Raw genomic sequence first — 24,608 nt, forward strand, 5'->3', positions numbered from 1 at the left:
CTTTCGCCGCCATGCAATTTGCTTCCCGCACCGAGCGGATCGCTCCGTTCTACGTCATGGAAATGGCCAAGACCGCGCAGGCCCTGGCCCGGGAAGCCGCGCATACGCGCCAGGAGATGATCTTCCTGAACGTCGGCGAGCCGGATTTCACCGCACCGCCGCTGGTGACGGAAGCCGCCGAACGTGCCATCCGCGATGGCCGCACCCAGTACACCAACGCCCTCGGGCTCGAAGCCCTGCGCGAGGCGCTGAGCCGCTGGTATGGCGAGCGCTTCGGCCTTGACGTGCCCGCGCGGCGCATCCTCATCACCGCCGGCGCCTCGGCGGCGCTGCACCTGGCCTGCCTGGCGCTGATCAATGCGGGCGATGAAATCCTGATGTCCGACCCCGGCTACCCCTGCAACCGGCACTTCGTCGCGGCGGCGGAAGGTGTGCCGGTACTCATCCCCACCAGCGCCGAGGAGCGCTACCAGCTGAGCCACGCCAAGGTGGGCGCGGCCTGGGGCGCCAGGACACGCGGCGTGCTGCTCGCCTCGCCCTCCAACCCCACGGGCACCTCGATCGCGCCCGAGGAACTGCGCGCCATCCACGAGGTGGTGCGCGCACGCGGCGGCCTGACCCTCATCGACGAGATCTACCTGGGCCTGTCCTACGAAGAGCATTTCGGCCATAGCGCGCTGGCGCTGGGCGACGACATCATCAGCATCAACAGCTTCAGCAAATACTTCAACATGACGGGCTGGCGCCTGGGCTGGATGGTGGTGCCCGATGCCATGGTGCCGGTGGTGGAGCGCTTGGCGCAGAACCTCTTCATCTGCGCCTCCAGCGTGGCCCAGCATGCGGCGCTGGCCTGCTTCGCGCCCGAGAGCATTGCCGAGTATGAAAAGCGGCGCAGCGAATTCAAGGCGCGGCGCGACTTCTTCATTCCCGCGCTGACCGCGCTGGGACTCACGGTGCCCGTCATGCCCGATGGCGCGTTCTACGCCTGGGCCGACTGCACGCAGGCAGCACGCAAGCTCGGCGTGCAGGGCAGCTGGGATTTCGTCCTCGAACTCATGCGCCGCACGCATATCGCCGCAACGCCGGGGCGCGATTTCGGCAGCTTTGAGGCCGGGCATTTCATCCGTTTTTCCACCGCCAATTCCATGGCTCAATTGCAGGAGGCCATTGCCCGCCTGCGCCGGGAGCTGGCCTGATGGCCTTTGCCTGGCCCGTGCGGGTGTACTGGGAAGACACCGATGCCGGCGGCATCGTCTTCTATGCCAATTACCTCAAATTTTTCGAACGCGCCCGCACCGAATGGCTGCGCTCGCTCGGCCACAGCCAGCAGGCGCTCAAGACCTCCGCGGGCGGCATGTTCGTCGTCACCGATGCGCAGCTGCGCTACCTGCAGCCTGCGCGCCTGGACGATGAACTTCTGGTGACCGCCAAGGTCAGCCAACACAGCCGCGCGAGCATCACCATCGCCCAGCAAGCGCTGCTGCCCGGCCCGCACGCCGACGATCCGCCGGTGCTGCTGTGCGAAGGCAGCATCCGCGTCGGCTGGGTCGATGTCAACTCATTGCGCCCCTGCCGCATTCCCTCTTCATTGCTTGAACAATTGTCCTCATGACCCCGTCGCAAGACCTGAACATTCTGAGCCTGGTGCTCAACGCCAGCTGGGTGGTGCAGCTGGTGATGCTGCTGCTGCTCATCGTTTCCGTCGCCAGCTGGGCGGCGATCTTCCGCAAGGTCTTCGGCCTGAAGAAAATCAATGCGCTCAACGATGATTTCGAGCGCGAATTCTGGTCCGGCACCAGCCTGAACGACCTCTACGCCGGCGCGGTGCAGAACGCGCGCAGCGCGGGCCCGATGGAGCGCATCTTCGCCAGCGGCATGCGCGAATTCCACAAGCTGCGCGAGCGCCACATCCAGGATGCCGGCACGCTGCTCGATGGCGCGCGCCGCGCCATGCGCGCGAGCTTCCAGCGCGAGATGGACGTGATCGAATCCAACCTCTCCTTCCTCGGCTCCGTGGCCTCGGTCAGCCCGTATGTCGGCCTGTTCGGCACCGTCTGGGGCATCATGCACGCCTTCACCGGCTTTGCCGGCATGGAGCAGGTGACGCTCGCCACCGTCGCGCCCGGCATCGCCGAGGCGCTGGTGGCCACGGCGCTGGGCCTGTTCGCCGCCATCCCGGCGGTCATCGCCTACAACCGCTTCGCGCGCGACATCGACCGCGTGGCGATCCAGCAGGAGACCTTCATCGAGGAGTTCTCCAACATCCTGCAGCGCAACCTTGGTGGCCACCCGCCCGCCGCCGCGCACTGAAAGTCTGGGAACAAGGAGCCCTGCATGCCCACGATGGCTTCGCGCGGCCACGGCCGCCGCCGCTCGATGAACGAGATCAACATGGTGCCCTTCATCGACGTGATGCTGGTGCTGCTCATCATTTTCATGGTGACGGCGCCCATGCTCACGCCCAGCTCGGTCAACGTGCCCTCGGTCGGCAAGGGCAGCAAGGTGCCCAAGGCCAGGGCCGACGTGATCGTGCAGAAGGACGGCAGCCTCACCTTCAAGGCCGACGGCAATGAGCGCAGCGTGACCGCGCAGACGCTGGGCGCCACCGCCACCAGCTGGCTCAAGGACCAGCCCGAGGACACGCCGGTGCTGATCAGCGCCGACAAGACGGTGCCCTACGACAGCGTGATGCAGGCCATGAGCGCGCTGCAGCGCGCCGGCGTCAAGCGCGTGGCGCTGGCGGTCAAGAGCGGCAGCTGATGCCCTACCGCAACCAGAAAGAGCACGACCTGTTCAGCCCCGCCATGCCGGGCGGGCGCAAGCGTGCCGTGGCGCTGGCCGTGCTCGCCCACCTGGCGCTGATCGGCGCGCTGACCTGGGGCGTGCACTGGAAGACCAGCAGCGACGAGCCGGCCGTCGAAGCCGAGCTCTGGTCTGCCGTGCCGCAGCAGGCGGCGCCGCGCCCGGTCGCTCCACCACCGCCCCCACCTGCGCCCGAACCCCCGCCGCCACCGCCCGCCCCGGCTCCCGTGCCCGCGCCGCCGCCACCACCCAAGGTGGAGCAGCCGCCGCAGCCCAGCGAAGCCGACATCGCGCTGGAACGCGAAAAGAAGCGCCAGCAGGAAGAAAAAAAGCGCCTGGCCCAACTGGAGCAGCAAAAACAGGCCGCGCAGGAAAAGGCGCGCCACGAGCAGGAAGAAAAGCAGCGCCAGCAGGCTTTGGCGGCCCAGCAGGCCAAGGCCAAGGCGGACAAGGAGAAGGCCGAGAAGGAAAAGGCCGCCAAGGCTGCCGAGGACGAAAAACAGCGCAAGCTTGCCGAAGACAAACGCAAGGCGGACGAAAAGCGCAAGGCGGACGCCGAGGCCAAGCGCGCGGAAGCCTTCCGTCAGGATCAGCTCAAGCGCATGCAGGGGCTGGCAGCCGCAACCTCGGCCGGCAGCGCAAGCCAAGCCACCAGTCCACGACAAGTCAAGGATGGCAGTCATGGAAATTCACTATCGCCTGGCTATCGAGGTCTTCTAATAGGGAAAGTAAGACCCAACATCGTCTACCCGGATACCGTCTCGGGCAACCCGCGTGCCGAGGTGGAAGTGCGCGCCTCGCCCGACGGCACCATCGTCGGTGTGCGCCTGACCAAACCCAGCGGCAACCCCGCCTGGGACGATGCCGTGGTGCGTGCGCTCTACAAGACGGAAACGCTGCCGCGCGACATCGACGGCCGCGTACCCTCACCGCTGATCATCGACTTTCGCCCCAAGGATTGATGGGCATTCAACAATTCCATAGCATCTTGCGCTTGCCCATCATGCGCCAGAGGCACTTTTTGTCGGCATCAGAGCCAGCACAAAGATCAAGCGCCCGTTGACCTTGCCCTGCCGGCGGCAGCACGGCCTGGACAGCATCAAACCCTGACGGAGCACGCCGCATGTACCCGCACCGCCACGGGCCGGTGCATGCAGAGCCTTGCCGATGGCTGATGAAAACCTCGGAGCAGCAGCCGCCCGGTCAGCGGCGTGCCAGCGTCAGACCGATTCCGCCACGCTGGCGTATTCCTCGATCTGGTCGAAATTCATGTAACGGTAGACGCTGGCCTTGTCCTGATCGACCACGCCGATGTCCTTGAGGTACTCCTCCTTGGTCGGCAGGCGCCCCAGGCGCGAGGCAATCGCCGCCAGCTCGGCCGAGCCCAGGAACACATTGGTGTTGCGCCCCAGGCGGTTGGGGAAGTTGCGCGTACTGGTCGAAATCACCGTCGCACCCTCGCGCACCTGCGCCTGGTTACCCATGCACAGCGAGCAGCCGGGCATTTCGGTGCGCGCGCCGGCGGTGCCAAACGCCGCGTAGTGGCCTTCCTTGATGAGCTCGTTCTGGTCCATCTTGGTCGGCGGCGCCACCCACAGCTTGGTGGGGATGTCGCGCTGGCCGCCCAGCAGCTTGGCCGCGGCGCGGAAGTGGCCGATGTTGGTCATGCACGAGCCGATGAAGGCCTCGTCGATGGGGGTGCCGGCGACTTCGGACAGGAACTTGGCGTCGTCCGGGTCGTTGGGGCAGCAGACGATGGGCTCCTTGATCTCGTTCATGTCGATCTCAATCACGGCGGCGTACTCGGCGTCCTTGTCGGCTTCGAGCAGGTCGGGCTTGGCCAGCCAGGCCTCCACTTTTTCGATGCGGCGCTGCAGCGTCTTGGCGTCGGCGTAGCCGTCGGCGATCATGTTCTTCATCAGAACGATGTTGCTGGTCAGGTACTCCTTGATCGGCTCGGGGTTGAGCTTGATCGTGCAGCCGGCGGCGCTGCGCTCGGCCGAGGCGTCCGACAGTTCAAACGCCTGCTCCACCTTCAGATTCGGCAAACCTTCGATCTCCAGGATCTTGCCCGAGAAGATGTTCTTCTTGCCGGCCTTGGCGACTGTCAGCAAGCCTTGCTTGATGGCGTACAGCGGGATCGCATGCACCAGGTCGCGCAGCGTCACGCCGGGCTGCATCTCGCCCTTGAAACGCACCAGCACGGATTCGGGCATATCCAGCGGCATCACGCCGGTCGCTGCGGCAAAGGCCACCAGACCCGAACCCGCCGGGAAGCTGATGCCGATGGGAAAGCGCGTGTGCGAGTCGCCGCCCGTGCCCACGGTGTCGGGCAGCAGCAGGCGGTTGAGCCAGCTGTGGATCACGCCGTCGCCCGGGCGCAGGGCCACGCCGCCGCGGTTGCTGATGAACTGGGGCAGCTCGCGGTGCGTCTTCACGTCCACGGGCTTGGGGTAGGCGGCGGTATGGCAGAAGCTCTGCATCACCATGTCGGCGCTGAAGCCCAGGCAGGCCAGGTCCTTGAGCTCGTCGCGCGTCATGGGGCCGGTGGTGTCCTGGCTGCCCACGGTGGTCATCTTGGGCTCGCAGTAGGTGCCGGGGCGGATGCCCTGGCCTTCGGGCAGACCGCAGGCGCGGCCGACCATCTTCTGCGCCAGAGTGAAGCCGGCCTTGGATTGGGCAGGCGCCTGGGGCAGGCGGAAGGCCGTCGATGCGGCCAAGCCCAGGAATTCACGCGCCTTGGCGGTCAGCGCGCGGCCGATGATGAGGTTGATGCGGCCACCGGCCTGCACTTCGTCCAGCAGCACCTGGCTCTTGAGTTCGAAGTCGGCAATCTTGGCGCCGGCCTTCTCGATCTTGCCCTGGTAGGGATAGATGTCGATCACGTCGCCCATCTCCATCTTGGAGACGTCGACCTCGATCGGCAGCGAGCCGGAATCCTCTTGCGTGTTGAAGAAGATCGGGGCGATCTTGCCGCCCAGCGTCACGCCGCCAAAGCGCTTGTTGGGCACGAAGGGAATGTCCTGGCCCGTGGCCCAGATGACGCTGTTGGTGGCCGACTTGCGGCTCGAGCCCGTGCCCACCACGTCGCCCACGTAGGCGACGACATGGCCCTTCTTCTTCAGATCCTCGATGAACTGCATCGGGCCGCGCTTGCCGTCCTGCTCGGGCTTGAAGGCGGCGTCCGGGCGCGTGTTCTTCAGCATCGCCAGGTAGTGCATGGGAATGTCGGGGCGCGTCGTGGCGTCGGGCGCGGGCGACAAGTCGTCGGTGTTGGTCTCGCCCGGCACCTTGAACACGGTGACGGTGATTTTTTCTTCCACCTTCGGACGCGACGTGAACCACTCGGCATCGGCCCAGCTCTGCATCACTTCCTTGGCGCGGGCGTTGCCGACCTTGGCCTTGGTCGCCACGTCGTTGAAGTAGTCGAACATCAGCAGCGTCTTTTTGAGCGCCTCCGCTGCCACGCCGGCGACCTCGGCGTCGTCCAGCAGTTCGATCAGCGGGTGCACGTTGTAGCCGCCCACCATCGTGCCCAGCAGCTCGGTGGCGCGTGCCTTGCTGATCAGGCCCACCTGAATGTCGCCATGCGCGACGGCGGCCAGGAAGCTGGCCTTGACCTTGGCGGCATCGTCCACGCCCGGGGGCACGCGGTTTGTGAGCAGATCGAGCAAAAACGCGGTGTCCTCGCCGACGGGCGGGGCCTGGATGAGCTCGATCAGCGCGGCCACTTGCCGGGCATCGAGCGCCAGCGGCGGAATACCCAGGGCCGCGCGTTCGGCGGCGTGTTCACGGTAGGCTTTCAACATGGTGTCGTTCTCCAAGGTTCATCGAAATCAAAAGGCTCGCGGCAAGCCCGCCTTCGCATGCGCAAGGCGCTGCCGGAAAGGCGAAGGCGATCGGTCAGCGGCTGCCGGCCGGTGCGGAATCGAACAGGCTCTGGGGCGGCGCGCTTTTCATCGCCTGCGTCACCTGCGCCTGCTGCTCGCTCATGCACTCGTCGGCCATGCGCTGGCCGAGCTTCTGGTTCATGAGCATGGATTTGTTGGCGATCTGTATCCACACGGCTCCCGAGCGCTGGTCCTCCAGCCGCACGGCGCTGGTGGCGCCATGCACCGGGCGCATGTGGTACTTGAAGCCCTTGCCGCTGACAAAAAAGCTGCCGGGCGACTGGGTGTCGGGCGTGACCAGCACCGTGGCGCCCAGCTCGCAGGTGATGCTGCCGGTATAGACGCGGCCGGCGATCGCCTTTTCTTCCGGCGTGAGCACGATCACCTCGGGCACGGGTTCGGCCGCCGGCTTCCTGGCCTTGGCGGCAGGCGCCTTCTTGGCCACGGCCTTGGCCTTGGGTTTCGCCGCGGCGGCCTTGGGCTCCGTGGAGCCTGCATCGGCAGCCAGGGCGAACGCCGGGCCAAGCAGCAGGAAGGAGGCCAGGATCAAGGATTTCATCGAGTCACCTGCAAGGCTGAGTGAAAGGGCATCAGGCGAACCATTGCCGCGCCTGTGCCGGCACGATGGTACCCGTGGCATGCGCACGCTCGAGCAGATGCCAGAAGTAGCGATAGCTGGCGCGGTCATGCAGGGTGCCGGCATCGCTGATGGGCGCCCAGTCCGCATCCTGCGCGGCGCGCAGGATGCGGGCGGCCTCTGCCACCTCGGCCTCGTCGGGTGCCATCGCCGCCAGGATAGGGCGTATCTGTGCCGGGTGGATGCTCCACATGCGCGTGTAGCCGAACTCGCGCGCCGCGCGCGCGGCCGCTGCCTGCATGGCGGCGGCATCGCTGAATTCGGTCACCACGCAGTGCGAGGGCACCTTGCCGTGGGCATGGCAGGCGCTGGCGATCTCCAGCTTGGCGCGCACCACCAGCGGATGCTCGAACTGTCCTTTGGAGGACATCGCGGACGCAGGAATCGCCCCGCCGTGGGAGGACACGAAATCCATCAGCCCGAATGACAGGCTCTGCACCCTGGGGTGCGCCGCGATCTCGAATGCGTTGTGCACTGCGCGCGGCGACTCTATCAAAACCTGTAGCTGCAAGCGCTCGCCAGCATTGCGCTGCAGTGCTTTTTCTGCTGTAACGACGTCTTCCGCGCATTCCACCTTGGGGATCATCACGTGGCACAGGCGATCGGCGGCTTCGCCCAGGATGGTGTCCATGTCCTGTGCGAACGCGGGGTGGTCCACCGGGTGCACGCGCACCGCCACCCGCGCGCCTGCCGGCGCCTGCCGCACCAGCTGCGCCACCAGCCGTGCATGCGCCGCCTCGCCGCCCACGGGCGCGCCGTCCTCGCAATCGAGCGTCACGTCAAACACGCAGGTACCGAATTCCGCCGTCATCTCGGCCTGCAGCTGCAGGCTCTTGCGCATGCGCACCTCGACGCCGCTGTAGTGGTCGCAGACCGGAAGCCGCGCCGCGCCGGCCTGTGCGCCCAGCAGGATGGTTGCCGGATGGGGAGTAGAAGAGGTCATGGTTTGCGCTGTGCCACGATGAACAAACGGGGAAAGGCCAGCAGCCGGCGCCCATCGGCGCGTTCGCCGTATGCGGCATCGATCCGGCGGCCATATTCGGCCAGGAAGTCACTCTGGAGCTGCGGCGGCAAGGCATCGAGGAACGGCCGCAGTCCGGTGGCCCGCAGCCAGTCGACAATCGCCTGCGGGCCATCCATCACGTGCCGATACACCGTGTGCCAGAGATCGATGGCGGCTGGCCGCTGCCCTGCCAGCACGTCGTAATAGGCCTCGGGCGCCAGCATGCCGGCGCGCACTTGCAGCGCCTGCGCCAGCAGGGGCGCGAACGACGGCAGAGCCGCCACTTCACGCATCAGGCGATGGCTGGGCTCGTTCAGGTTGTCCGGCATCTGGACGGCCAGCACGCCACCGGGCGCCAGGCGGTTCAACAGGCGTGCAAACAGGTTTCCATGGCCATCCACCCAGTGCAGCGCGGCATTGCTGTAGACCAGATCGGGGGCTGGCGCGCCATCGCCACCGCCGGCCCAGGCGGCAATGTCCTGTTGCACAAACGCGGCCTGCGGAAGGCGCTCGCGCGCGGCCTGTACCATGGCCGCGGAACTGTCCAGCCCCAGCACCTCAGCCCGCGGAAAGCGCTGCACCAGCAGCCCGGTCGAATTGCCGGGGCCGCAGCCCAGATCCACCACCCGCGCCGGTGACTGCAAGGGCACGCGCGCCAGCAACTCGGCGGCAGGGCGCGTGCGCTCGTCCGCAAAACGCAGGTACAGCGCCGGGTTCCAGTCGCTCATGGCGCGTCCTGCGCGATCGGAATGGCTTCTTACAGCAGGCTTTGAACCGCGTCGGCCTCGCCCTGCAGTTCCGCCAGGGTCTTGTTGATGCGCTCCTGCGAGAAGGCATCGATCGCGAGGTCCTTGACGACCGTGTACTTGCCGCCTTCGGTGGTCACCGGGAAGCCGAACATCACGTCCTTGGGAATGCCGTAGTCGCCGTTGGACGGGATGCCCATCGTGACCCACTTGCCATTGGTGCCCAGGGCCCAGTCGTGCATGTGATCAATCGCGGCATTGGCCGCCGACGCGGCGGACGACAGGCCGCGCGCCTCGATGATGGCGGCGCCGCGCTTGCCGACCGTCGGCAGGAACACGTTGGCGTTCCATTCCTGGTCATTGATCGCATCCTTGACCGACTTGCCGTTGACGTGGGCAAAGCGGTAGTCCGCATACATGGTGGGCGAGTGGTTGCCCCACACCGCCAGCTTCTCGATGTCGCCCACGGCCACGCCCATCTTGTGCGCGATCTGGCTGGCGGCGCGGTTGTGATCCAGGCGCAGCATGGCGGTGAAATTCTCGCGCGGCAGATCGGGCGCCGACTTCATGGCGATGTAGGCGTTGGTGTTGGCGGGGTTGCCCACCACCAGCACCTTGACGTTGCGCGAAGCCACGGCATTCAAGGCCTTGCCCTGCGCGGTGAAGATCTGGGCATTGGCGGCCAGCAGGTCGGCGCGCTCCATGCCGGGCCCGCGCGGGCGGGCACCGACGAGCAGCGCGTAATCCGTGTCCTTGAACGCCTGCATCGGGTCGGAATGGGCCTCGATGCCCGCCAGCAGCGGGAAGGCGCAGTCTTCGAGCTCCATGATCACGCCCTTGAGCGCGTTCTGGGCTTTTTCCGCGGGAATTTCCAGCAGCTGCAGGATGACGGGCTGGTCCTTGCCCAGCATTTCGCCGGAGGCAATGCGAAACAGCAGCGCGTAGCCAATCTGGCCCGCGGCACCGGTGACGGCTACGCGGACGGGTTTCTTGCTCATGGTGGTACTCCAGTCGGAACGGTGAAGGGTGGCTGTACGCGAGCAGGCGGCAGGCTAGAAACGGCGCGCCGAACGCGGACATGCAACCGGCGATTTTATAGCGATTTGGCGTGACCTGCCAATTTGTCTTATGTCTTATATAAGATATCATTGCACCCAGCTATCGGCCTGCGGCACGGCATTCGAAACCACCGCGCAGGCATGCCTTGCCATGTCTCAAAGCACCACACTCGCCCTGGAAACACCCGCCTTCAGCCCGCTGTACCTGCAGATCAAAGGCCTGATCCTGCAAGGCCTGCAGTCCGGCGAATGGAAGCCCGGCGAGCCCATCCCCAGCGAAATGGAATTGGCTGCGCGCTTTCGCGTCAGCCAGGGCACGGTGCGCAAGGCCATCGACGAACTGGCGGGCGACAACCTGCTGGTGCGCCGACAGGGCAAGGGCACGTTTGTCGCCACCCATTCGGAGCGGCAGGTGCAGTACCGCTTCCTGCGGCTGCGTCCGGACCAGGGGGACGAACGCGAAGAAGGACCGGCGCACCGGCGCATCGTCGAATGCAGGCGCGTGCGCGCCAGCAGCGACGTGGCGCGCGCGCTGGCGCTGCGGGCCGGCGACGCGGTCATGCACGTGCGCCGCGTGCTCTCGTTCGCCGGGGTGGCCGCCATCCTGGAAGACATCTGGCTGCCGGGCCAGGCCTTCAAGGGCCTGACCGCCGAGCGCATGGCCGACTACCCCGGGCCTACCTATGCCATGTTCGAGGCGGATTTCGGCGTACGCATGGTACGCGCCGACGAAAGCCTGCGCGCCGTCACGCCCACGCCGGAGCAGGCCCAGTTGCTGGAAATCGGCGGCGCCACGCCGCTGCTGAGCGTTGAGCGCATTGCCTATACCTACAACGATGTCCCCATGGAACTGCGCCGCGGCCTGTACCGCACGGACACCCACCACTACCACAGCACGCTCAACTGACGAGCACCAACACCAGCAGATGAAAAATAATTCCATGTGCAAATGCAACGTCATTTTTGCAGTGCAATAAAATTTACCGTGCCGGCGCCGTGCGCCGACTCTGATAGAACCTCCTCTCGAAAGCACATCCATGTCAGAAACCACCAAGAAACGCCCGGAGTTTCGCAACATCAACGCGTTCGCCGACCTGCCCAGCTACCGCTGGCCGCTGGCCGCGCTGGTTTCGGGCATGCACCGCATCAGCGGGCTGCTGCTTTTCATCCTGCTGCCCTTCATCGTCTGGATGCTCGACACCTCGGTGACGTCCGAAATTTCGTTTGCGCGCTTCACCTCGATCTTCTCCGAGGGCGCGGGCTTTCTGCCGGGCTGGTTCATCAAGCTGGTCACGCTGGGCCTGATCTGGGCCTACCTGCACCACTTCATCGCCGGCATCCGCCATGTGTACTTCGACATCAGCCACCAGACCACCAAGGACCGCGGACGCCGCACCGCCGCGGTCACGATGATCCTGGCGTTCGGCCTCACCGCCATCCTCGGCGCCAAGCTCTTCGGCCTGTACTGATCCGCGCCCTATCTGAATCAAGGAGAAATTCATGGCCATTACCTATGGTTCCAAACGGCTTTCCGTCGGCGCCCACTACGGCCTGCGCGACTGGCTGGTGCAGCGCCTCACCGCCATCGTCATGGCGCTCTTCACCATCGTCCTGCTGATCCAGGTGATCGCAACCAAGGGCCCGATCGGCTACGAGACCTGGGCCGGCATCTTCGCCAGCCAGTGGATGAAGAGCATCACCTTCGCCACGCTGGTGGCGCTGATCTGGCATGCCTGGGTCGGCGTGCGCAACGTCTGGATGGACTACATCAAGCCCGACGGCCTGCGCCTGGTGTTCTATCTGGTGACCATTTTCTGGCTGGTGGCCTGCGCCGGCTGGGGTATCCAGGTGCTGTGGCGCCTGTAAATCACGCGAGCGAGAGAAAACAATGAGCTATACCAAAGCCAATATCACCAAGCGCAAGTTCGACGTGGTCATCGTCGGCGCCGGCGGCGCGGGCCTGCGCGCCGCGCTGGAACTGTCGCGCGCCGGCCTCTCCGTGGCCTGCCTGACCAAGGTTTTCCCCACGCGCTCGCACACCGTGGCGGCGCAGGGCGGCGTCTCGGCCTCGCTCGGCAACATGAGCGAGGACAACTGGCACTTTCACTTCTACGACACGGTCAAGGGCGGCGACTGGCTGGGCGACCAGGACGCGATCGAGTTCATGTGCCGCGAGGCACCCAACGTGGTGATCGAGCTCGAACATTTCGGCATGCCGTTCGACCGCAACCCCGACGGCACCATCTACCAGCGCCCGTTCGGCGGCCACACCTCCAACTACGGCGAAAAGCCGGTGCAGCGCGCCTGCGCCGCGGCCGACCGCACCGGCCACGCGATGCTGCACACGCTCTACCAGCAGAACGTGCGCACCAAGACCAATTTCTTCGTCGAATGGATGGCGCTGGACCTGATCCGCAACACCCAGGGCGACGTGGTGGGCGTCACGGCCATCGAACTCGAAACCGGCGATTTCTACGAGCTGCACGCCAAGGCGGTGCTGCTGGCCACGGGCGGCGCCGGGCGCATCTTCGCTGCCTCCACCAACGCCTACATCAACACCGGCGACGGCCTGGGCATGGCGTCGCGCGCCGGCATTCCGCTGCAGGACATGGAGTTCTGGCAATTCCACCCCACCGGCGTTTTCGGTGCCGGTGTGCTGCTGACCGAAGGCTGCCGCGGGGAAGGCGCTATCCTTTTGAATAGCGAAGGCGAGCGCTTCATGGAGCGCTACGCCCCGACGCTCAAAGACCTGGCGCCGCGCGACTTCGTCTCGCGCTCGATGGACCAGGAAATCAAGGAAGGCCGCGGCTGCGGGCCCAACAAGGACCATATCCTGCTCAAGCTCGATCACCTGGGCGCCGAGACCATCCACAAGCGCCTGCCCTCGGTCGAGGAGATCGGCCATAACTTCGCCAACGTCGATATCACCAAGGAGCCTATCGGCGTCATCCCCACCATCCACTACATGATGGGCGGCATCCCGACCAATCTGCATGGCCAGGTGGTGGTCTGGGACGGCAGCCAGAACCAGCCGGTCAACGGCCTGTACGCGGTGGGCGAATGCTCCTGCGTGTCGGTGCACGGCGCCAACCGCCTGGGCACCAATTCGCTGCTGGATCTGCTGGTGTTCGGCAAGTCGGCGGGCCGACACATCACCGAATTCATTCGCGGATTCGGCGATCACCACGCCACGCCGGCCGATGCGTCCGACTATTCCCTGGGCCGCCTGAACCACCTGCAGGACGCCAAGGACGGCGCCTACTCGCAGGACGTGGCCAACAAGCTGCGCAGCACCATGCAGACGCATGCCGGCGTGTTCCGCACGCAGAAGACGCTGGACGAAGGCGTTGACAAGGTGCGCGAGATCGCGCAAGAGGCCGCGCACCTGACGCTCAAGGACAAGTCCATGGTGTGGAATACCGCGCGCATGGAGGCGCTGGAGGTCGAGAACCTCATCGAAGTGGCGCGCGCCACCATCACCTCGGCCGCCGCGCGCAAGGAATGCCGCGGCGCCCACGTGGTCTACGACTACGAGCATCCGGCCGACCACCCCGACTTCCCGCTCGGGCGCAACGACAAGGAATGGCTCAAGCACACGCTCTGGTACCGCGAGGGCGACCGGCTGGACTACAAGCCGGTCAATCTCAAGCCCCTGACGGTGGACACCATCCCCCTGAAGGTCCGCACCTTCTGAGCGCCACAACGACAAGGTTCTGAATCATGAAGCGCACCATCAAGATCTACCGCTACGACCCGGACAAGGACGAGCGCCCCTACATGCAGACCCATGAGGTCGAGCTCGACGGCCACGAGCGCATGCTGCTCGACGCCCTGGGCAAGCTCAAGAAGGAAGACCCGTCGATCGCCTTCCGCCGCTCGTGCCGCGAAGGCGTCTGCGGCTCGGACGCGATGAACATCAACGGCAAGAACGGCCTCGCGTGCCTGACCAACATGCACACGCTGCCCGAGACCATCGTCCTCAAGCCCCTGCCCGGCCTGCCCGTGATCCGCGACCTGATCGTGGACATGACGCAGTTCTTCAAGCAGTACCACTCGATCAAGCCCTACCTGGTCAACGACGAGCCGCCGCCCGAGAAAGAGCGCCTGCAGTCGCCCGAAGAGCGCGAGGAGCTCAACGGCCTGTACGAGTGCATTCTGTGCGCGAGCTGCTCGACCGCCTGCCCGTCGTTCTGGTGGAACCCCGACAAGTTCGTCGGCCCGGCCGGCCTGCTGCAGGCCTACCGCTTCCTGGCCGACAGCCGCGACCAGGCCACGAACGAGCGCCTGGACAACCTGGAAGACCCGTACCGCCTGTTCCGCTGCCACAGCATCATGAACTGCGTCGATGTCTGCCCCAAGCACCTGAACCCGACGCGCGCCATCGGCAAGATCAAGGAGCTGATGGCGCACCGCGCGCTGTAAGCGAGACCATGTCGGATTCGGCACTACTGGGCGAACGTGAAACCGCGGTGCTGCGCTGGCGCTGCCGCCGCGGCCTAGTGGAGAACGATCTGTTCCTGGATCGGTTCTTCGCCGCGTTCGGCCAGCGGCTCAGCACCGCCCAGGCCAGCGGCCTCTCGGCGCTGATGGCCCTGCCGGACAACGACCTGCTCGACCTTTTCCTGCGCCGCGCCGAACCCCGCGGCGGGCTTGACACCCCCGAGGTCAAGTCCGTGCTGGAGCAGTTGCGCCAACCCTCCATGGCCCGCCCGTAAGGCCGGCCCACCCTATTGCCACACAAAGAAGGAATCACGGAAATGACCATGCAATTGGCAGAACACAAGGCAACGCTGTCGTTCAACAACGGCAGTCCCAGCGTCGACCTCCCGGTCTACCAGGGCAGCATCGGCCCGGAAGTCGTGGACATCCGCAAGCTCTACGGTCAGACCGGCATGTTCACCTACGACCCGGGCTTCCTCTCCACCGCATCGTGCCAATCCTCGATCACCTACATCGACGGCGAAAAGGGCCGCCTGCTCTACCGCGGCTACCCGATCGAGCAGCTGGCCACGCAATGCGACTTCCTGGACACCTGCTACCTGCTGCTCAAGGGCGATCTGCCCAACGAGACACAACGCGGGGATTTCCACAAGCTGGTGCTGCAGCACACCATGGTGCACGAGCAGATGCAGTTCTTCCTGCGCGGTTTCCGCCGCGACGCGCACCCCATGGCCGTGCTCACCGGCCTGATCGGCGCGCTCTCGGCCTTCTACCACGACAGCACCGACATCCATAACCCGGAGCACCGCGAGATCGCCGCCATCCGCCTGATCTCCAAGCTGCCGACACTGGTGGCGATGGCCTACAAGTACGGCGTCGGCCAGCCCTACATGTACCCGCGCAACGACCTCTCCTACGCCGGCAACTTCCTGCGCATGATGTTCGGCACGCCCTGTGAGGACTACAAGGTCAATCCGGTGCTCGAAAAAGCGCTGGACCGCATCTTCATCCTGCACGCCGACCACGAGCAGAACGCCTCCACCTCCACCGTGCGCCTGTGCGGCAGCTCGGGCACCAACCCGTTCGCCGCCATTGCCGCCGGCGTGGCCTGCCTCTGGGGCCCGGCCCACGGCGGTGCCAACGAAGCCTGCCTGAACATGCTGGAACACCTGCAGGCCAACGGCGGCATCGCCAAGGTGGGCGAATTCATGGAGCAGGTCAAGGACAAGAACAGCGGCGTGAAGCTGATGGGCTTTGGCCACCGCGTCTACAAGAACTACGACCCGCGCGCCAAGCTCATGCAGGAAACCTGCAACGAGGTACTGGCCGAGCTGGGCCTGGAAAAAGACCCGCTGTTCGCGCTGGCCAAGGCGGTGGAAAAAATCGCACTCGAAGACGACTACTTCGTGCAGCGCAAGCTCTACCCGAACGTCGATTTCTACTCCGGCATCGTGCAGCGCGCGATCGGCATCCCGGTCAAGCTCTTCACCGGCATCTTCACGCTGGCGCGCACCGTGGGCTGGATCGCCCAGCTCAACGAAATGATCGGCGACCCGGAATACAAGATCGGCCGCCCGCGCCAGCTCTACGTCGGCGCACCGGAGCGCAACGTCTCCGCGCAACGCTGATCCCCCTGTTTGCCGTGCAGGCCATCCGCCTGCACGCATCCCGGCCCGCAGGCCACAAGCCTGCGGGCTTTTTTCCGGGCGTTGCTGCCATCAAGCCATAATGGGCTGCAGCGCACGCACGACATGCGCCATAAGCTATCAATACAGGAGAAAACCATGTCCACCCTGCTCGATCTCAAGGATGTCCACGCCTGCTTTGGCGGTGCCCAGCGCACCTATGAGCACGCCTCGCGCGAAATCGGGCTGCCGATGCGGTTTTCTGTCTTTCTGCCACCGGCTGCGCTGGAAAACCACCGCGTGCCTGCGCTGCTCTACCTCGCCGGGCTGACCTGCAACGAGGAAACCTTCATGATCAAGGCGGGCGCCCAGCGGCTGGCGGCGCAGCTGGGCCTGGCGCTGATCGCCCCGGATACCAGCCCGCGCGGCGCCAACGTCGAGGGCGAATCGGCCGCCTGGGATTTCGGCGTGGCCGCCGGCTTCTACCTCGATGCCACAGAGGCGCCCTGGGAGCGCCACTGGCGCATGGAAAGCTATCTGCTGGCCGAACTGCTGCCGCTCGTCAGCGTATCGCTGCCCGTGGATACGCAGCGCCTGGGCATCTTCGGCCACAGCATGGGCGGGCACGGCGCGCTCACCCTGGCGCTGCGCCACCCCGGCAAGTTCAAGAGCCTCTCTGCCTTCGCACCCATCAGCCACCCGACACAATGCCCCTGGGGGCAAAAGGCCTTCAAAGGCTACCTCGGCGACGACGCGGTGCGCTGGGCGCAGCACGATGCGACGCTGCTGATGCAAAGGCAAAGCGCGCCGCCCTACCCCGGCGGCATCCTGATCGACCAGGGCCTGGCGGACAAATTCCTCGTGGAACAACAATTGCTGCCCGAGGCCTTCGAAGCGGCCTGCCAGCAAGCCGGCCAAGCGCTGACGCTGCGGCGCCAACCCGGTTACGACCACGGCTACTACTTCATCCAGACTTTCATCGAAGACCATCTGCGCCACCACGCGCGCGCGCTGGGCCTGGGCTGATCACGCCGAACGCCAGCGCGCTTGGCAAAGCAAGCGTTTTCATAGACAATCGGACCTTCTGCGGTGGCCTCAGACGGCGCACGCAGCACCGGCCCGGCCAACCCTGTTGCCCGGGCTTTTGTCCGTTTGCGCGCATTGCATGCGTCAACACATTTTTTGGATAGGAGCCGGCCATGGCACGCAAACCACAGATCACTCTGTCTTCCCTCGATTACGAACGGCTGCAGGCGCTGCTGGAGAAGGACGGCAATGCCTTCCCCGGCCGCGAGGCACTGGAAGCCGAACTCGACCGCGCGGACGTGCTCGAACCCAAGGACATGCCGCCCAACGTGGTGACGATGAATTCCACCGTGCGCTTCACGCTCAAGGAATCGGGCAAAACCAATACGCTGCAGCTGGTCTATCCCAGGGACATGGACGGTTCGAGCGACAAGGTCTCCATCTTTGCGCCGGTAGGCATCGCCCTGCTGGGCCTGCGCGTGGGCGATGAGCTGCAGATGCCCAGCCCCACCGGCCAGGTGACGGTGCATGTGGAGGCGATCACCTGGCAACCCGAGAGCGCCGGCGAACTGCACCGCTGACCGGCGGGGTTGTGCCCTCGGCCCGCGTCACGCAAGCAGCGCGGTGGCAAGGCCCGCGCCCAGCAGTCCGGCCTGCCAGCGCAGCGAACTGCGCCAGGTAGGCCGCTGGTGCTCCACGGCGACGTAGAGCAAGCACCCTGCGGCGATCGAAAGCCCATAGGCCAGCGCCATGCCGGCGATCGCCACCGGCACCGACTCGGGCCAGAGGCTGGCCACCAGCGCATTGACCAGCAGGCACACCGCGAAGTGCACCAGGAAGACGGAATACGAAATCCGCCCCAGCAGGCGCAGCGGCGCCCAATCACACCAGCGCGCCGCCTGCGGCACGCGCAGCGCCAGCACCAGCAGCAAGGCCGTCAGCCCCGCCAGCAGAATGCGAGCACGCCAGTCCAGTGCCAATGCCAGCGCCGTCAGCCCCGCGATCAGGCCCGCCCAGAGCCACGCTCGGCGCGCCGAACCCGCATGCGCGCCCCAGTAGGCCAGCATGCCCAACCCGTAGGCGCCGAAGAAATACACCGCCCAGGCATCCCAGCGGCTTTCACGGTTGAACCCCAGCAGCGAGAGCGCCGCCAGCGCCACGGTCAGCAGCTGCGCCAGCGTCAGCGGCCCATGCCAATGCCAGCCCATGCGCCCGCGGGTCCAGAGCGCCAGCCAGTGCACGCCCACCAGCCCCAAGGTGGAAAAGGCAAAGAGCTGAAAATCGATGGCGACATACCAGACCCCGGCCGACAGCGATTCCTGCCCCAGCACGCCCTGCAGCAGCAGCGCATGGGCGAGCAGCTGCCACAGACCGGGATCGGCGCTGACCATGGCGGGATCGGCCAGCCAGGGGCGCACCAGCGCATCCACCAGCACCACGATGACCAGCGCCGCCGCATAGGGCACCACCAGCCGCTCGAAGCGCCCCGCGATGCGCCCCCAGGGCCGCCGCTGGCGAGCGTTGCCGTGCGGTGCCAGGCTGGCCGCCGCCAGATAGCCGCCGAGCACCAGAAACACCTGCACCGCCATGCGCGCGTACCGCACCAGCCAATCCGAAAGACCGGGCGCCGCCGCGTGCAAGGTATCGGACAGCGGTCCGTAGAAGGCCAGGTGGTGCCAGACGATGGCGGTACACGCGAGGGCCTTGGCGCCGTCGATCAAGGCGTTGCGGGAGGATTCGGACATGGGAAAACGAACGGAAAAACCAAACGCCCCGCAGAATGAGCAGGGCTACCGGCTGCAACATGCGCGGCCGCTTCAGCGCTGACGCACGGACCCTTCAGCGCAGACGCACGCGTGCCGCCGCGTATTCACGGCGCAAGCGCTCCACCAGGTCCGCGGTGCCGGTGACGGCCGTGATCGCGCCAATCCCCTGCCCGCAGCCCCAGATGTCTTTCCAGGCCTTGGCGCTGTTGCTGCCCTCGCCGGTGGCGAAATTCATCTTGGTCGGGTCGCTCTCGGGCAGCTTGTCGGGGTCCATGCCACTGTTGCGTATGCTGCCCTTGAGGTAGTTGCCGTGCACGCCGGTGTAGAAGTTGCTGTAGACGATGTCGTCGGAATCGCAATCCACGATCATCTGCTTGTAACCCTCCACGGCGCGCGCCTCGTGCGTGGCGATGAAGGCCGAGCCGATGTAGGCCAGATCCGCCCCCATGGCCTGCGTGGCCAGCACCGCGCCGCCCGAGGCGATGGCACCCGAAAGCGCCAGCGGCCCGTCGAACCACTGGCGGATTTCCTGCACCATGGCAAACGGGCTCTTGACGCTGGCATGGCCGCCCGCGCCCGCCGCCACCGCGATCAAGCCGTCGGCACCCTTCTCGATCGCCTTGTGCGCAAACCGGTTGTTGATGATGTCGTGCAGCACCACGCCGCCCCAGCTGTGCACGGCCTGGTTCACGTCCTCGCGCGCGCCCAGGCTGGTGATGACGACGGGCACCCGGTACTTGGCGCACATCTGCATGTCGTGCTCCAGCCGGTCGTTGCTCTTGTGCACGATCTGGTTGATGGCAAACGGCGCTGCGGGCTGGTCGGGGTGGGCCTTGTCCCAGGCGGCGAGTGCCTCGGTGATCTCGGCCAGCCATTCGTCGAGCTGCGATGCGGGCCGCGCATTGAGCGCCGGCATGGAGCCGACCACGCCGCTGGTGCATTGCGCGATCACCAGCTGGGGGTTGCTGATGATGAACAGCGGCGAACCGATCACCGGCAGGCGCAGCTTGTCAAACACGGGAGGCAAAGCCATCGCAAAATCCTTTATAAAAAATATGGCTCTGACGCTTTACCAGCAAGCGTCAATAGCTACTTTTATGGAAGTAATCAGAATGCGTCCAGCGCCAGTGCGCAGGCGCTCGCCCCGCCCTGCAGGATGGCGTCGCGCTGTCCGGCGGTGCGCGTCAGGATGTGTTCGGCGTAAAACTGTGCGGTGGCGATCTTGGCCTGCATGAAGGCGGCATCCTGCCCCTGCGCCAGCTGCGCTTGCGCCACCAGCAGCGCGCGCCCCATCTGCCAGCCCGTCACCAGATTGCCCGCCAGCAGCAGATAGGGCACGCTGCCGGCGAACACCGCATTGGGCTGGCCCTTGGCCTGGCGGGCGACGAAATCCACCACCTCCAGGAAGATGCCGCGTGCCGCCGCCAGTTGCCTGGCCATGGATTGGGCCGCCGCCGTGCCGCTGGCCTGCAGCTCGGCCTCGGTCTTTTCAATCTGCGCGGCGACGGCCTGGGCGGTAGCGCCGCCATCGCGCAGGGTCTTGCGGCCCACCAGATCGTTGGCCTGGATGGCGGTCGTGCCTTCGTAGATCGTCAGGATGCGCGCATCGCGCAGGTGCTGCGCCGCGCCGGTCTCTTCGATGAAACCCATGCCGCCATGCACCTGCACGCCCAGGCTGGCCACTTCCTGGCTCATTTCGGTGCTGTAGCCCTTGACCAGCGGCACCATGAATTCGTAGAAGGTCTGGTTCTGTTTGCGCACGGCGGCGTCCGCGCTGTGGTGTGCGGCGTCATACGCGGCAGCGGCCACGCTGGCCATGGCGCGGCAGCCTTCGGTGAGCGCACGCATGGTCATCAGCATGCGGCGCACATCCGGGTGGTGAATGATGGGACCGCTGCCCGGCAGGCTGCCATCGACCGGGCGGCTCTGCACCCGATCGCGCGCGTACTGCACGGCGCGCTGGTAGGCGCGCTCGGCGATCGCAATGCCCTGCATGCCGACCGCGTAGCGTGCCGAGTTCATCATGATGAACATGTATTCGAGGCCGCGGTTCTCTTCACCCACGAGGTAGCCCGTCGCCCCCCCATGGTCGCCAAACTGCAGCACCGCCGTCGGGCTGGCCTTGATGCCCAGCTTGTGCTCGATGGACACGCAATGCACGTCGTTGCGCGCGCCCGGCGTGCCATCGGCATTCAACACGAACTTGGGCACGACGAACAGGCTGATGCCCTTGACGCCCTCCGGCGCCCCGGCCACGCGCGCCAGCACCAGGTGGACGATGTTGTCCGCCATGTCGTGCTCGCCGTAGGTGATGAAAATCTTGGTGCCGAAGACCTTGTACGTGCCGTCGCCCTGCGGCTCTGCCTTGGTGCGTACCAGCGCCAGATCCGAGCCGGCCTGCGGCTCGGTCAGGTTCATGGTACCGGTCCACTCCCCGGTCACCAGCTTTTCGAGGTAGGTCGCCTTGAGCGCGTCGCTCCCCGCCGTGAGCAGCGCCTCGATCGCGCCATCGGTCAGCAGCGGGCACAGCGCAAAGCTCATGTTGGCGCTGTTGAGGATTTCCACGCAGGCCGCGCCGATCGTCTTGGGCAGGCCCTGGCCACCGAAATCCGTCGGGTGCTGCAAGCCCTGCCAGCCGCCTTCGGTGAATTGGCGGTAGGCCTCCTTGAAGCCCGCGGTGGTCGTCACCTTGCCATCGCTCCATGCGGACGGATGCACGTCACCCTCGACATTGAGCGGCTCCAGCACGCCCTCATTGAACTTGGCGCATTCCTCCAGCACGGCAGCCGCGGTGTCCAGGCCCGCGTCTTCAAAGCCCGGGAGTCGCGCGACCTGGTCGATGCGCGCGAGATGCTCCATGGCAAACAACATGTCTTTGACGGGGGCGACGTAACTCATGGCAAATCCTCTGGGCAAAAAAAGGGCACCGCACGCGATGCCCCTGGAGCGTTGCAGCGCCTTACAGCGCCTTGACGAGTTCGGGCACGGCGACGAACAGGTCGGCCACGAGGCCGTAATCGGCGACCGAGAAGATCGGCGCCTCCTCGTCCTTGTTGATCGCGACGATGACCTTGGAGTCCTTCATGCCGGCCAGGTGCTGGATCGCGCCCGAGATGCCGCAGGCGATGTAGAGCTGCGGCGCGACGATCTTGCCGGTCTGGCCGACCTGCAGGTCGTTGGGCGCATAGCCCGCGTCGACCGCGGCGCGGCTGGCGCCGATGGCGGCACCCAGCTTGTCGGCCAGCGGGGTCATGACTTCGTTGAACTTCTCACTGCTGCCCAGCGCACGGCCGCCCGAGACGATGATCTTGGCCGCCGTGAGTTCGGGGCGCTCGCTCTTGGAAAGCTCGGCGCCGACGAACTGGCTCTTGCCCGAATCGGCCACCGCTGCAAGGCTTTCGACCGCGGCCGAGCCACCCGTGGCAGCCGCCGCGTCAAAGCCCGTGGTACGCACGGTGATGACCTTGGTCGCGTCCAGGCTCTGCACCGTGGCGATCGCGTTGCCGGCGTAGATCGGACGCTCGAAGGTGTCGGCGCCGTCCACCTTGGTGATGTCGGAAATCTGCGCCACGTCCAGCCTGGCGGCCACGCGTGGCGCGGTGTTCTTGCCACTGGCGGTCGCCGGGAACAGGATGTGGCTGTAGTTGCCGGCAATCGCCAGCACCTGGGCGGCCAGGTTTTCCGCCAGGCCGTTCTTCAGGCTCGCGCCATCGGCGTGCAGCACCTTGGCGACGCCCGCCACCTGGCTGGCGGCCTGGGCCACGGCCGCGGCGCCTTCTCCGGCGACGAGGACATGCACCTCGCCCCCGCAGGCAGCGGCGGCGGTGACGGTGTTGAGGGTGGCAGCCTTGAGGCTGGCGTTGTCGTGTTCGGCAATGACGAGTGCGGTCATGTTCTTTTTCCTTTCCCTCAGATCACCTTGGCTTCGTTGCGCAGCTTCTCGACGAGGGCTGCGACATCGGCCACCTTCACACCGGCGCCGCGCTTGGGCGGCTCGCTCACCTTGAGCGTCTTCAGGCGCGGCGCGGCGTCCACGCCCAGATCGGCGGGGGTGACGGTGTCGAGCTGCTTCTTCTTGGCCTTCATGATGTTGGGCAGCGTGACGTAGCGCGGCTCGTTCAGGCGCAGGTCGGTGGTGATGATGGCCGGCAGCGTCACGCTGATGGTTTCCAGGCCGCCGTCCACTTCGCGCGTGACGGTGGCCTTGCCGTCCGCCACTTCCACCTTGCTGGCGAAGGTGGCCTGCGGCAGGTCGGCCAGCGCGGCCAGCATCTGGCCGGTCTGGTTGGCGTCGTCGTCGATCGCCTGCTTGCCCAAGATCACCAGGCCGGGCTGCTCCTTGTCGACCAGCGCCTTGAGCAGCTTGGCGACGGCCAGCGGCTGCAATTCGTCGTCGGTCTGCACCAGGATGGCACGGTCCGCGCCTATGGCCATGGCGGTGCGCAGGGTTTCCTGGCATTGCGTGACGCCGCAGGAGACGGCGATGACCTCGGTGACCACGCCCTTTTCCTTCAGGCGCACGGCCTCTTCGACGGCGATTTCGTCAAACGGGTTCATGCTCATCTTGACGTTGGCGATGTCCACACCGGTGTTGTCCGACTTGACGCGGACCTTGACGTTGTAGTCCACCACGCGCTTGACAGGGACCAGGACCTTCATGGGAGGGGCTCCTCGGGTAGTTGTTGAAAGGGTTGGATGAATGCGCCGGCGATTTTATGTTGCAGCGCACCAACAAAATAGAACGATCGTGCTTTTTTAAATTATGCCAGCGAAAAAGCCGGGTGTCGAGCACGCATCACGCCGTGTGGGCAGGCAGCGCGGGCTTCCACGCCGGCGTGCGCTTTTCGGCAAAGGCGCGGGCGCCTTCCTGTGCGTCGGCATCCATCATGTTGGCCGCCATGGTCTGCCCGGCAAGCTGGTAGGCCGCCTGCAGGCCAAGCTCGCGCTGCTGGTAGACCAGCTTCTTGCCCATGGCGACGGCCACGGGGGGTTTCTCGACGATGGATCGCACCAGCTTTTCCACCTCGGCATCGAGCTGCCCGGCCTCCACCACGCGGTTGACCAGCCCCTCCTTCAGGGCCGTTTCCGCATCGATGAAGTCACCGGTGAGCAGCATTTCCATCGCCCGCTTGGCCGGCACGTTGCGCACCAGCGGCACGCTGGGCGTGGCGCAGAACAGGCCGTAGTGGATGCCGCTGGTGGCAAAACTCGATTCGCTGCTGGCCACGGCCAGGTCGCACTGCGCCACCAGCTGGCAGCCGGCCGCCGCCGCTATGCCCTGCACGCGCGCGATGACCGGCACGTCGAGCTGGTTGATGGACAGCATCATGCGGCTGCACTGGCCAAACAGCGTGCGGTAGTAATCCAGCTCGGGGTGCGCCGCCATGTCCTTGAGGTTGTGCCCGGCGCAGAACGCCTTGCCGCTGCCCGCCAGCACCACCGCCCGCGCACCGGCATCCCTGGCGACCGCATCCAGCGCCTGCTGCAACGCGGTCAGCATCTCGCTGCTGAGCGCATTGAAGCGCCTGGCATCGTTCATCGTCAGCGTGTGGACACCGCGCTCGTCGCGCGTGGTGATCAAAAGGTCTTGTGCATCGGTCGTCATTGGCATCTCC

The 24,608-nt window shown here is 65.9% G+C and carries 25 protein-coding genes; 14 read left to right on the plus strand and 11 right to left on the minus strand.

The genetic code is table 11. From position 1 onward, the window contains the following. Nucleotides 1-11 precede the first annotated feature (11 nt). Genes K320_RS0100430 through tolA form a run of 5 tightly spaced genes read left to right on the plus strand, consistent with a single transcriptional unit; the run spans nucleotide 12 to nucleotide 3,764 of the window. Complete coding sequence (locus K320_RS0100430; RefSeq protein ID WP_024536937.1) at nucleotides 12-1,196, plus strand: pyridoxal phosphate-dependent aminotransferase; 1,185 nt, start codon at nucleotides 12-14, stop codon at nucleotides 1,194-1,196. After that, a complete protein-coding gene (ybgC, locus tag K320_RS0100435; protein WP_024536938.1) occupies nucleotides 1,196-1,612 on the plus strand; it encodes a tol-pal system-associated acyl-CoA thioesterase in 417 nt (138 codons plus the stop codon). Before K320_RS0100430 ends, ybgC begins: the two co-directional genes overlap by 1 nt. Next, nucleotides 1,609-2,310, plus strand: a complete 702-nt coding sequence (gene tolQ / locus K320_RS0100440) for a protein TolQ (protein WP_029695661.1) — start codon at nucleotides 1,609-1,611, stop codon at nucleotides 2,308-2,310. Before ybgC ends, tolQ begins: the two co-directional genes overlap by 4 nt. A 24-nt stretch (nucleotides 2,311-2,334) precedes the next feature. Further along, a complete protein-coding gene (locus K320_RS0100445) occupies nucleotides 2,335-2,760 on the plus strand; it encodes an ExbD/TolR family protein (RefSeq protein WP_024536940.1) in 426 nt (141 codons plus the stop codon). Then, nucleotides 2,760-3,764, plus strand: a complete 1,005-nt coding sequence (gene tolA, locus K320_RS0100450) for a cell envelope integrity protein TolA (RefSeq protein WP_024536941.1) — start codon at nucleotides 2,760-2,762, stop codon at nucleotides 3,762-3,764. The genes K320_RS0100445 and tolA overlap by 1 nt, the downstream gene beginning before the upstream one ends. Nucleotides 3,765-4,022: 258 nt before the next feature. Here the strand turns inward: tolA and acnB are convergent, their stop codons facing one another. The 5 genes from acnB to K320_RS0100475 form a co-directional block, all read right to left on the minus strand. Continuing rightward, nucleotides 4,023-6,611, minus strand: coding sequence for a bifunctional aconitate hydratase 2/2-methylisocitrate dehydratase (gene acnB / locus K320_RS0100455; protein WP_024536942.1), 2,589 nt, complete (start codon nucleotides 6,609-6,611; stop codon nucleotides 4,023-4,025). 94 nt (nucleotides 6,612-6,705) lie between these two features. After that, on the minus strand, nucleotides 6,706-7,251 hold the full coding sequence (locus K320_RS0100460; protein ID WP_024536943.1) for a hypothetical protein: 546 nt from the start codon (nucleotides 7,249-7,251) through the stop codon (nucleotides 6,706-6,708). A 31-nt stretch (nucleotides 7,252-7,282) separates the two neighbouring features. Then, entirely contained in the window at nucleotides 7,283-8,272 is a 990-nt protein-coding gene (locus tag K320_RS0100465; RefSeq protein ID WP_024536944.1) for an HpcH/HpaI aldolase/citrate lyase family protein, read from the minus strand. After that, on the minus strand, nucleotides 8,269-9,060 hold the full coding sequence (gene tam, locus K320_RS0100470; protein WP_024536945.1) for a trans-aconitate 2-methyltransferase: 792 nt from the start codon (nucleotides 9,058-9,060) through the stop codon (nucleotides 8,269-8,271). The genes K320_RS0100465 and tam overlap by 4 nt, the downstream gene beginning before the upstream one ends. A 29-nt stretch (nucleotides 9,061-9,089) precedes the next feature. Further along, nucleotides 9,090-10,076 (minus strand): malate dehydrogenase, encoded by a 987-nt coding sequence (locus K320_RS0100475; RefSeq protein ID WP_024536946.1) that lies wholly within the window; start codon nucleotides 10,074-10,076, stop codon nucleotides 9,090-9,092. A gap of 211 nt (nucleotides 10,077-10,287) precedes the next feature. On the opposite strand from K320_RS0100475, the gene K320_RS0100480 reads away from it, so the two are divergent. The 9 genes from K320_RS0100480 to rnk all read left to right on the plus strand — a co-directional run bounded on the left by K320_RS0100480 (nucleotide 10,288) and on the right by rnk (nucleotide 17,808). Then, nucleotides 10,288-11,043 carry a GntR family transcriptional regulator gene (locus K320_RS0100480; RefSeq protein WP_024536947.1) on the plus strand — a complete coding sequence of 252 codons (756 nt, stop codon included), beginning with the start codon at nucleotides 10,288-10,290 and terminating at the stop codon, nucleotides 11,041-11,043. A 130-nt stretch (nucleotides 11,044-11,173) separates the two neighbouring features. Next, nucleotides 11,174-11,605: a succinate dehydrogenase, cytochrome b556 subunit gene (gene sdhC, locus K320_RS0100485; protein WP_024536948.1), complete on the plus strand. Its 432-nt coding sequence runs from the start codon at nucleotides 11,174-11,176 to the stop codon at nucleotides 11,603-11,605. Between the two features lie 31 nt (nucleotides 11,606-11,636). Next, a complete protein-coding gene (gene sdhD, locus K320_RS0100490) occupies nucleotides 11,637-12,002 on the plus strand; it encodes a succinate dehydrogenase, hydrophobic membrane anchor protein (RefSeq protein WP_024536949.1) in 366 nt (121 codons plus the stop codon). A 22-nt stretch (nucleotides 12,003-12,024) separates the two neighbouring features. Next, the gene (gene sdhA, locus K320_RS0100495; protein ID WP_024536950.1) at nucleotides 12,025-13,830 is read left to right on the plus strand and encodes a succinate dehydrogenase flavoprotein subunit; all 1,806 of its coding nucleotides are present in this window, start codon (nucleotides 12,025-12,027) and stop codon (nucleotides 13,828-13,830) included. A 26-nt stretch (nucleotides 13,831-13,856) separates the two neighbouring features. Then, nucleotides 13,857-14,558, plus strand: coding sequence for a succinate dehydrogenase iron-sulfur subunit (locus K320_RS0100500; RefSeq protein WP_024536951.1), 702 nt, complete (start codon nucleotides 13,857-13,859; stop codon nucleotides 14,556-14,558). Between the two features lie 8 nt (nucleotides 14,559-14,566). After that, nucleotides 14,567-14,851, plus strand: coding sequence for an FAD assembly factor SdhE (locus K320_RS0100505; protein WP_024536952.1), 285 nt, complete (start codon nucleotides 14,567-14,569; stop codon nucleotides 14,849-14,851). A 48-nt stretch (nucleotides 14,852-14,899) separates the two neighbouring features. Continuing rightward, entirely contained in the window at nucleotides 14,900-16,204 is a 1,305-nt protein-coding gene (locus K320_RS0100510; protein WP_024536953.1) for a citrate synthase, read from the plus strand. Nucleotides 16,205-16,360: 156 nt separating this feature from the next. Beyond that, nucleotides 16,361-17,227: an S-formylglutathione hydrolase gene (fghA, locus tag K320_RS0100515; protein ID WP_024536954.1), complete on the plus strand. Its 867-nt coding sequence runs from the start codon at nucleotides 16,361-16,363 to the stop codon at nucleotides 17,225-17,227. Nucleotides 17,228-17,400: 173 nt separating this feature from the next. Further along, entirely contained in the window at nucleotides 17,401-17,808 is a 408-nt protein-coding gene (gene rnk, locus K320_RS0100520) for a nucleoside diphosphate kinase regulator (protein WP_029695662.1), read from the plus strand. A gap of 27 nt (nucleotides 17,809-17,835) precedes the next feature. Here rnk and K320_RS0100525 read toward each other — a convergent pair whose 3' ends face one another. The 6 genes from K320_RS0100525 to K320_RS0100550 all read right to left on the minus strand — a co-directional run bounded on the left by K320_RS0100525 (nucleotide 17,836) and on the right by K320_RS0100550 (nucleotide 24,598). Then, entirely contained in the window at nucleotides 17,836-18,972 is a 1,137-nt protein-coding gene (locus K320_RS0100525; RefSeq protein WP_029695663.1) for an acyltransferase family protein, read from the minus strand. A gap of 94 nt (nucleotides 18,973-19,066) precedes the next feature. After that, nucleotides 19,067-20,026: an NAD(P)H-dependent flavin oxidoreductase gene (locus tag K320_RS0100530; RefSeq protein WP_024536955.1), complete on the minus strand. Its 960-nt coding sequence runs from the start codon at nucleotides 20,024-20,026 to the stop codon at nucleotides 19,067-19,069. 74 nt (nucleotides 20,027-20,100) lie between these two features. After that, entirely contained in the window at nucleotides 20,101-21,891 is a 1,791-nt protein-coding gene (locus K320_RS0100535) for an acyl-CoA dehydrogenase C-terminal domain-containing protein (RefSeq protein WP_024536956.1), read from the minus strand. Between the two features lie 61 nt (nucleotides 21,892-21,952). Continuing rightward, nucleotides 21,953-22,885, minus strand: a complete 933-nt coding sequence (locus K320_RS0100540; RefSeq protein ID WP_024536957.1) for an electron transfer flavoprotein subunit alpha/FixB family protein — start codon at nucleotides 22,883-22,885, stop codon at nucleotides 21,953-21,955. A 17-nt stretch (nucleotides 22,886-22,902) separates the two neighbouring features. Continuing rightward, nucleotides 22,903-23,652 carry an electron transfer flavoprotein subunit beta/FixA family protein gene (locus tag K320_RS0100545; RefSeq protein ID WP_024536958.1) on the minus strand — a complete coding sequence of 250 codons (750 nt, stop codon included), beginning with the start codon at nucleotides 23,650-23,652 and terminating at the stop codon, nucleotides 22,903-22,905. Between the two features lie 136 nt (nucleotides 23,653-23,788). Then, on the minus strand, nucleotides 23,789-24,598 hold the full coding sequence (locus K320_RS0100550) for an enoyl-CoA hydratase (protein WP_407059744.1): 810 nt from the start codon (nucleotides 24,596-24,598) through the stop codon (nucleotides 23,789-23,791). Nucleotides 24,599-24,608 lie beyond the last annotated feature (10 nt).

It is taken from the genome of Comamonas badia DSM 17552 (genome assembly GCF_000484635.1).
GTDB lineage: Bacteria > Pseudomonadota > Gammaproteobacteria > Burkholderiales > Burkholderiaceae_C > Comamonas_C > Comamonas_C badia.

Bases quoted from the DNA above. Each gene is read 5' to 3' on its own strand.
- K320_RS0100430 (WP_024536937.1), top strand. From the start codon at position 12: ATGCAATTTGCTTCCCGCACCGAGCGGATCGCTCCGTTCTACGTCATG.
- ybgC (WP_024536938.1), top strand. From the start codon at position 1,196: ATGGCCTTTGCCTGGCCCGTGCGGGTGTACTGGGAAGACACCGATGCC.
- tolQ (WP_029695661.1), top strand. From the start codon at position 1,609: ATGACCCCGTCGCAAGACCTGAACATTCTGAGCCTGGTGCTCAACGCC.
- K320_RS0100445 (WP_024536940.1), top strand. From the start codon at position 2,335: ATGCCCACGATGGCTTCGCGCGGCCACGGCCGCCGCCGCTCGATGAAC.
- tolA (WP_024536941.1), top strand. From the start codon at position 2,760: ATGCCCTACCGCAACCAGAAAGAGCACGACCTGTTCAGCCCCGCCATG.
- acnB (WP_024536942.1), bottom strand. From the start codon at position 6,611: ATGTTGAAAGCCTACCGTGAACACGCCGCCGAACGCGCGGCCCTGGGT.
- K320_RS0100460 (WP_024536943.1), bottom strand. From the start codon at position 7,251: ATGAAATCCTTGATCCTGGCCTCCTTCCTGCTGCTTGGCCCGGCGTTC.
- K320_RS0100465 (WP_024536944.1), bottom strand. From the start codon at position 8,272: ATGACCTCTTCTACTCCCCATCCGGCAACCATCCTGCTGGGCGCACAG.
- tam (WP_024536945.1), bottom strand. From the start codon at position 9,060: ATGAGCGACTGGAACCCGGCGCTGTACCTGCGTTTTGCGGACGAGCGC.
- K320_RS0100475 (WP_024536946.1), bottom strand. From the start codon at position 10,076: ATGAGCAAGAAACCCGTCCGCGTAGCCGTCACCGGTGCCGCGGGCCAG.
- K320_RS0100480 (WP_024536947.1), top strand. From the start codon at position 10,288: ATGTCTCAAAGCACCACACTCGCCCTGGAAACACCCGCCTTCAGCCCG.
- sdhC (WP_024536948.1), top strand. From the start codon at position 11,174: ATGTCAGAAACCACCAAGAAACGCCCGGAGTTTCGCAACATCAACGCG.
- sdhD (WP_024536949.1), top strand. From the start codon at position 11,637: ATGGCCATTACCTATGGTTCCAAACGGCTTTCCGTCGGCGCCCACTAC.
- sdhA (WP_024536950.1), top strand. From the start codon at position 12,025: ATGAGCTATACCAAAGCCAATATCACCAAGCGCAAGTTCGACGTGGTC.
- K320_RS0100500 (WP_024536951.1), top strand. From the start codon at position 13,857: ATGAAGCGCACCATCAAGATCTACCGCTACGACCCGGACAAGGACGAG.
- K320_RS0100505 (WP_024536952.1), top strand. From the start codon at position 14,567: ATGTCGGATTCGGCACTACTGGGCGAACGTGAAACCGCGGTGCTGCGC.
- K320_RS0100510 (WP_024536953.1), top strand. From the start codon at position 14,900: ATGCAATTGGCAGAACACAAGGCAACGCTGTCGTTCAACAACGGCAGT.
- fghA (WP_024536954.1), top strand. From the start codon at position 16,361: ATGTCCACCCTGCTCGATCTCAAGGATGTCCACGCCTGCTTTGGCGGT.
- rnk (WP_029695662.1), top strand. From the start codon at position 17,401: ATGGCACGCAAACCACAGATCACTCTGTCTTCCCTCGATTACGAACGG.
- K320_RS0100525 (WP_029695663.1), bottom strand. From the start codon at position 18,972: ATGTCCGAATCCTCCCGCAACGCCTTGATCGACGGCGCCAAGGCCCTC.
- K320_RS0100530 (WP_024536955.1), bottom strand. From the start codon at position 20,026: ATGGCTTTGCCTCCCGTGTTTGACAAGCTGCGCCTGCCGGTGATCGGT.
- K320_RS0100535 (WP_024536956.1), bottom strand. From the start codon at position 21,891: ATGAGTTACGTCGCCCCCGTCAAAGACATGTTGTTTGCCATGGAGCAT.
- K320_RS0100540 (WP_024536957.1), bottom strand. From the start codon at position 22,885: ATGACCGCACTCGTCATTGCCGAACACGACAACGCCAGCCTCAAGGCT.
- K320_RS0100545 (WP_024536958.1), bottom strand. From the start codon at position 23,652: ATGAAGGTCCTGGTCCCTGTCAAGCGCGTGGTGGACTACAACGTCAAG.
- K320_RS0100550 (WP_407059744.1), bottom strand. From the start codon at position 24,598: ATGACGACCGATGCACAAGACCTTTTGATCACCACGCGCGACGAGCGC.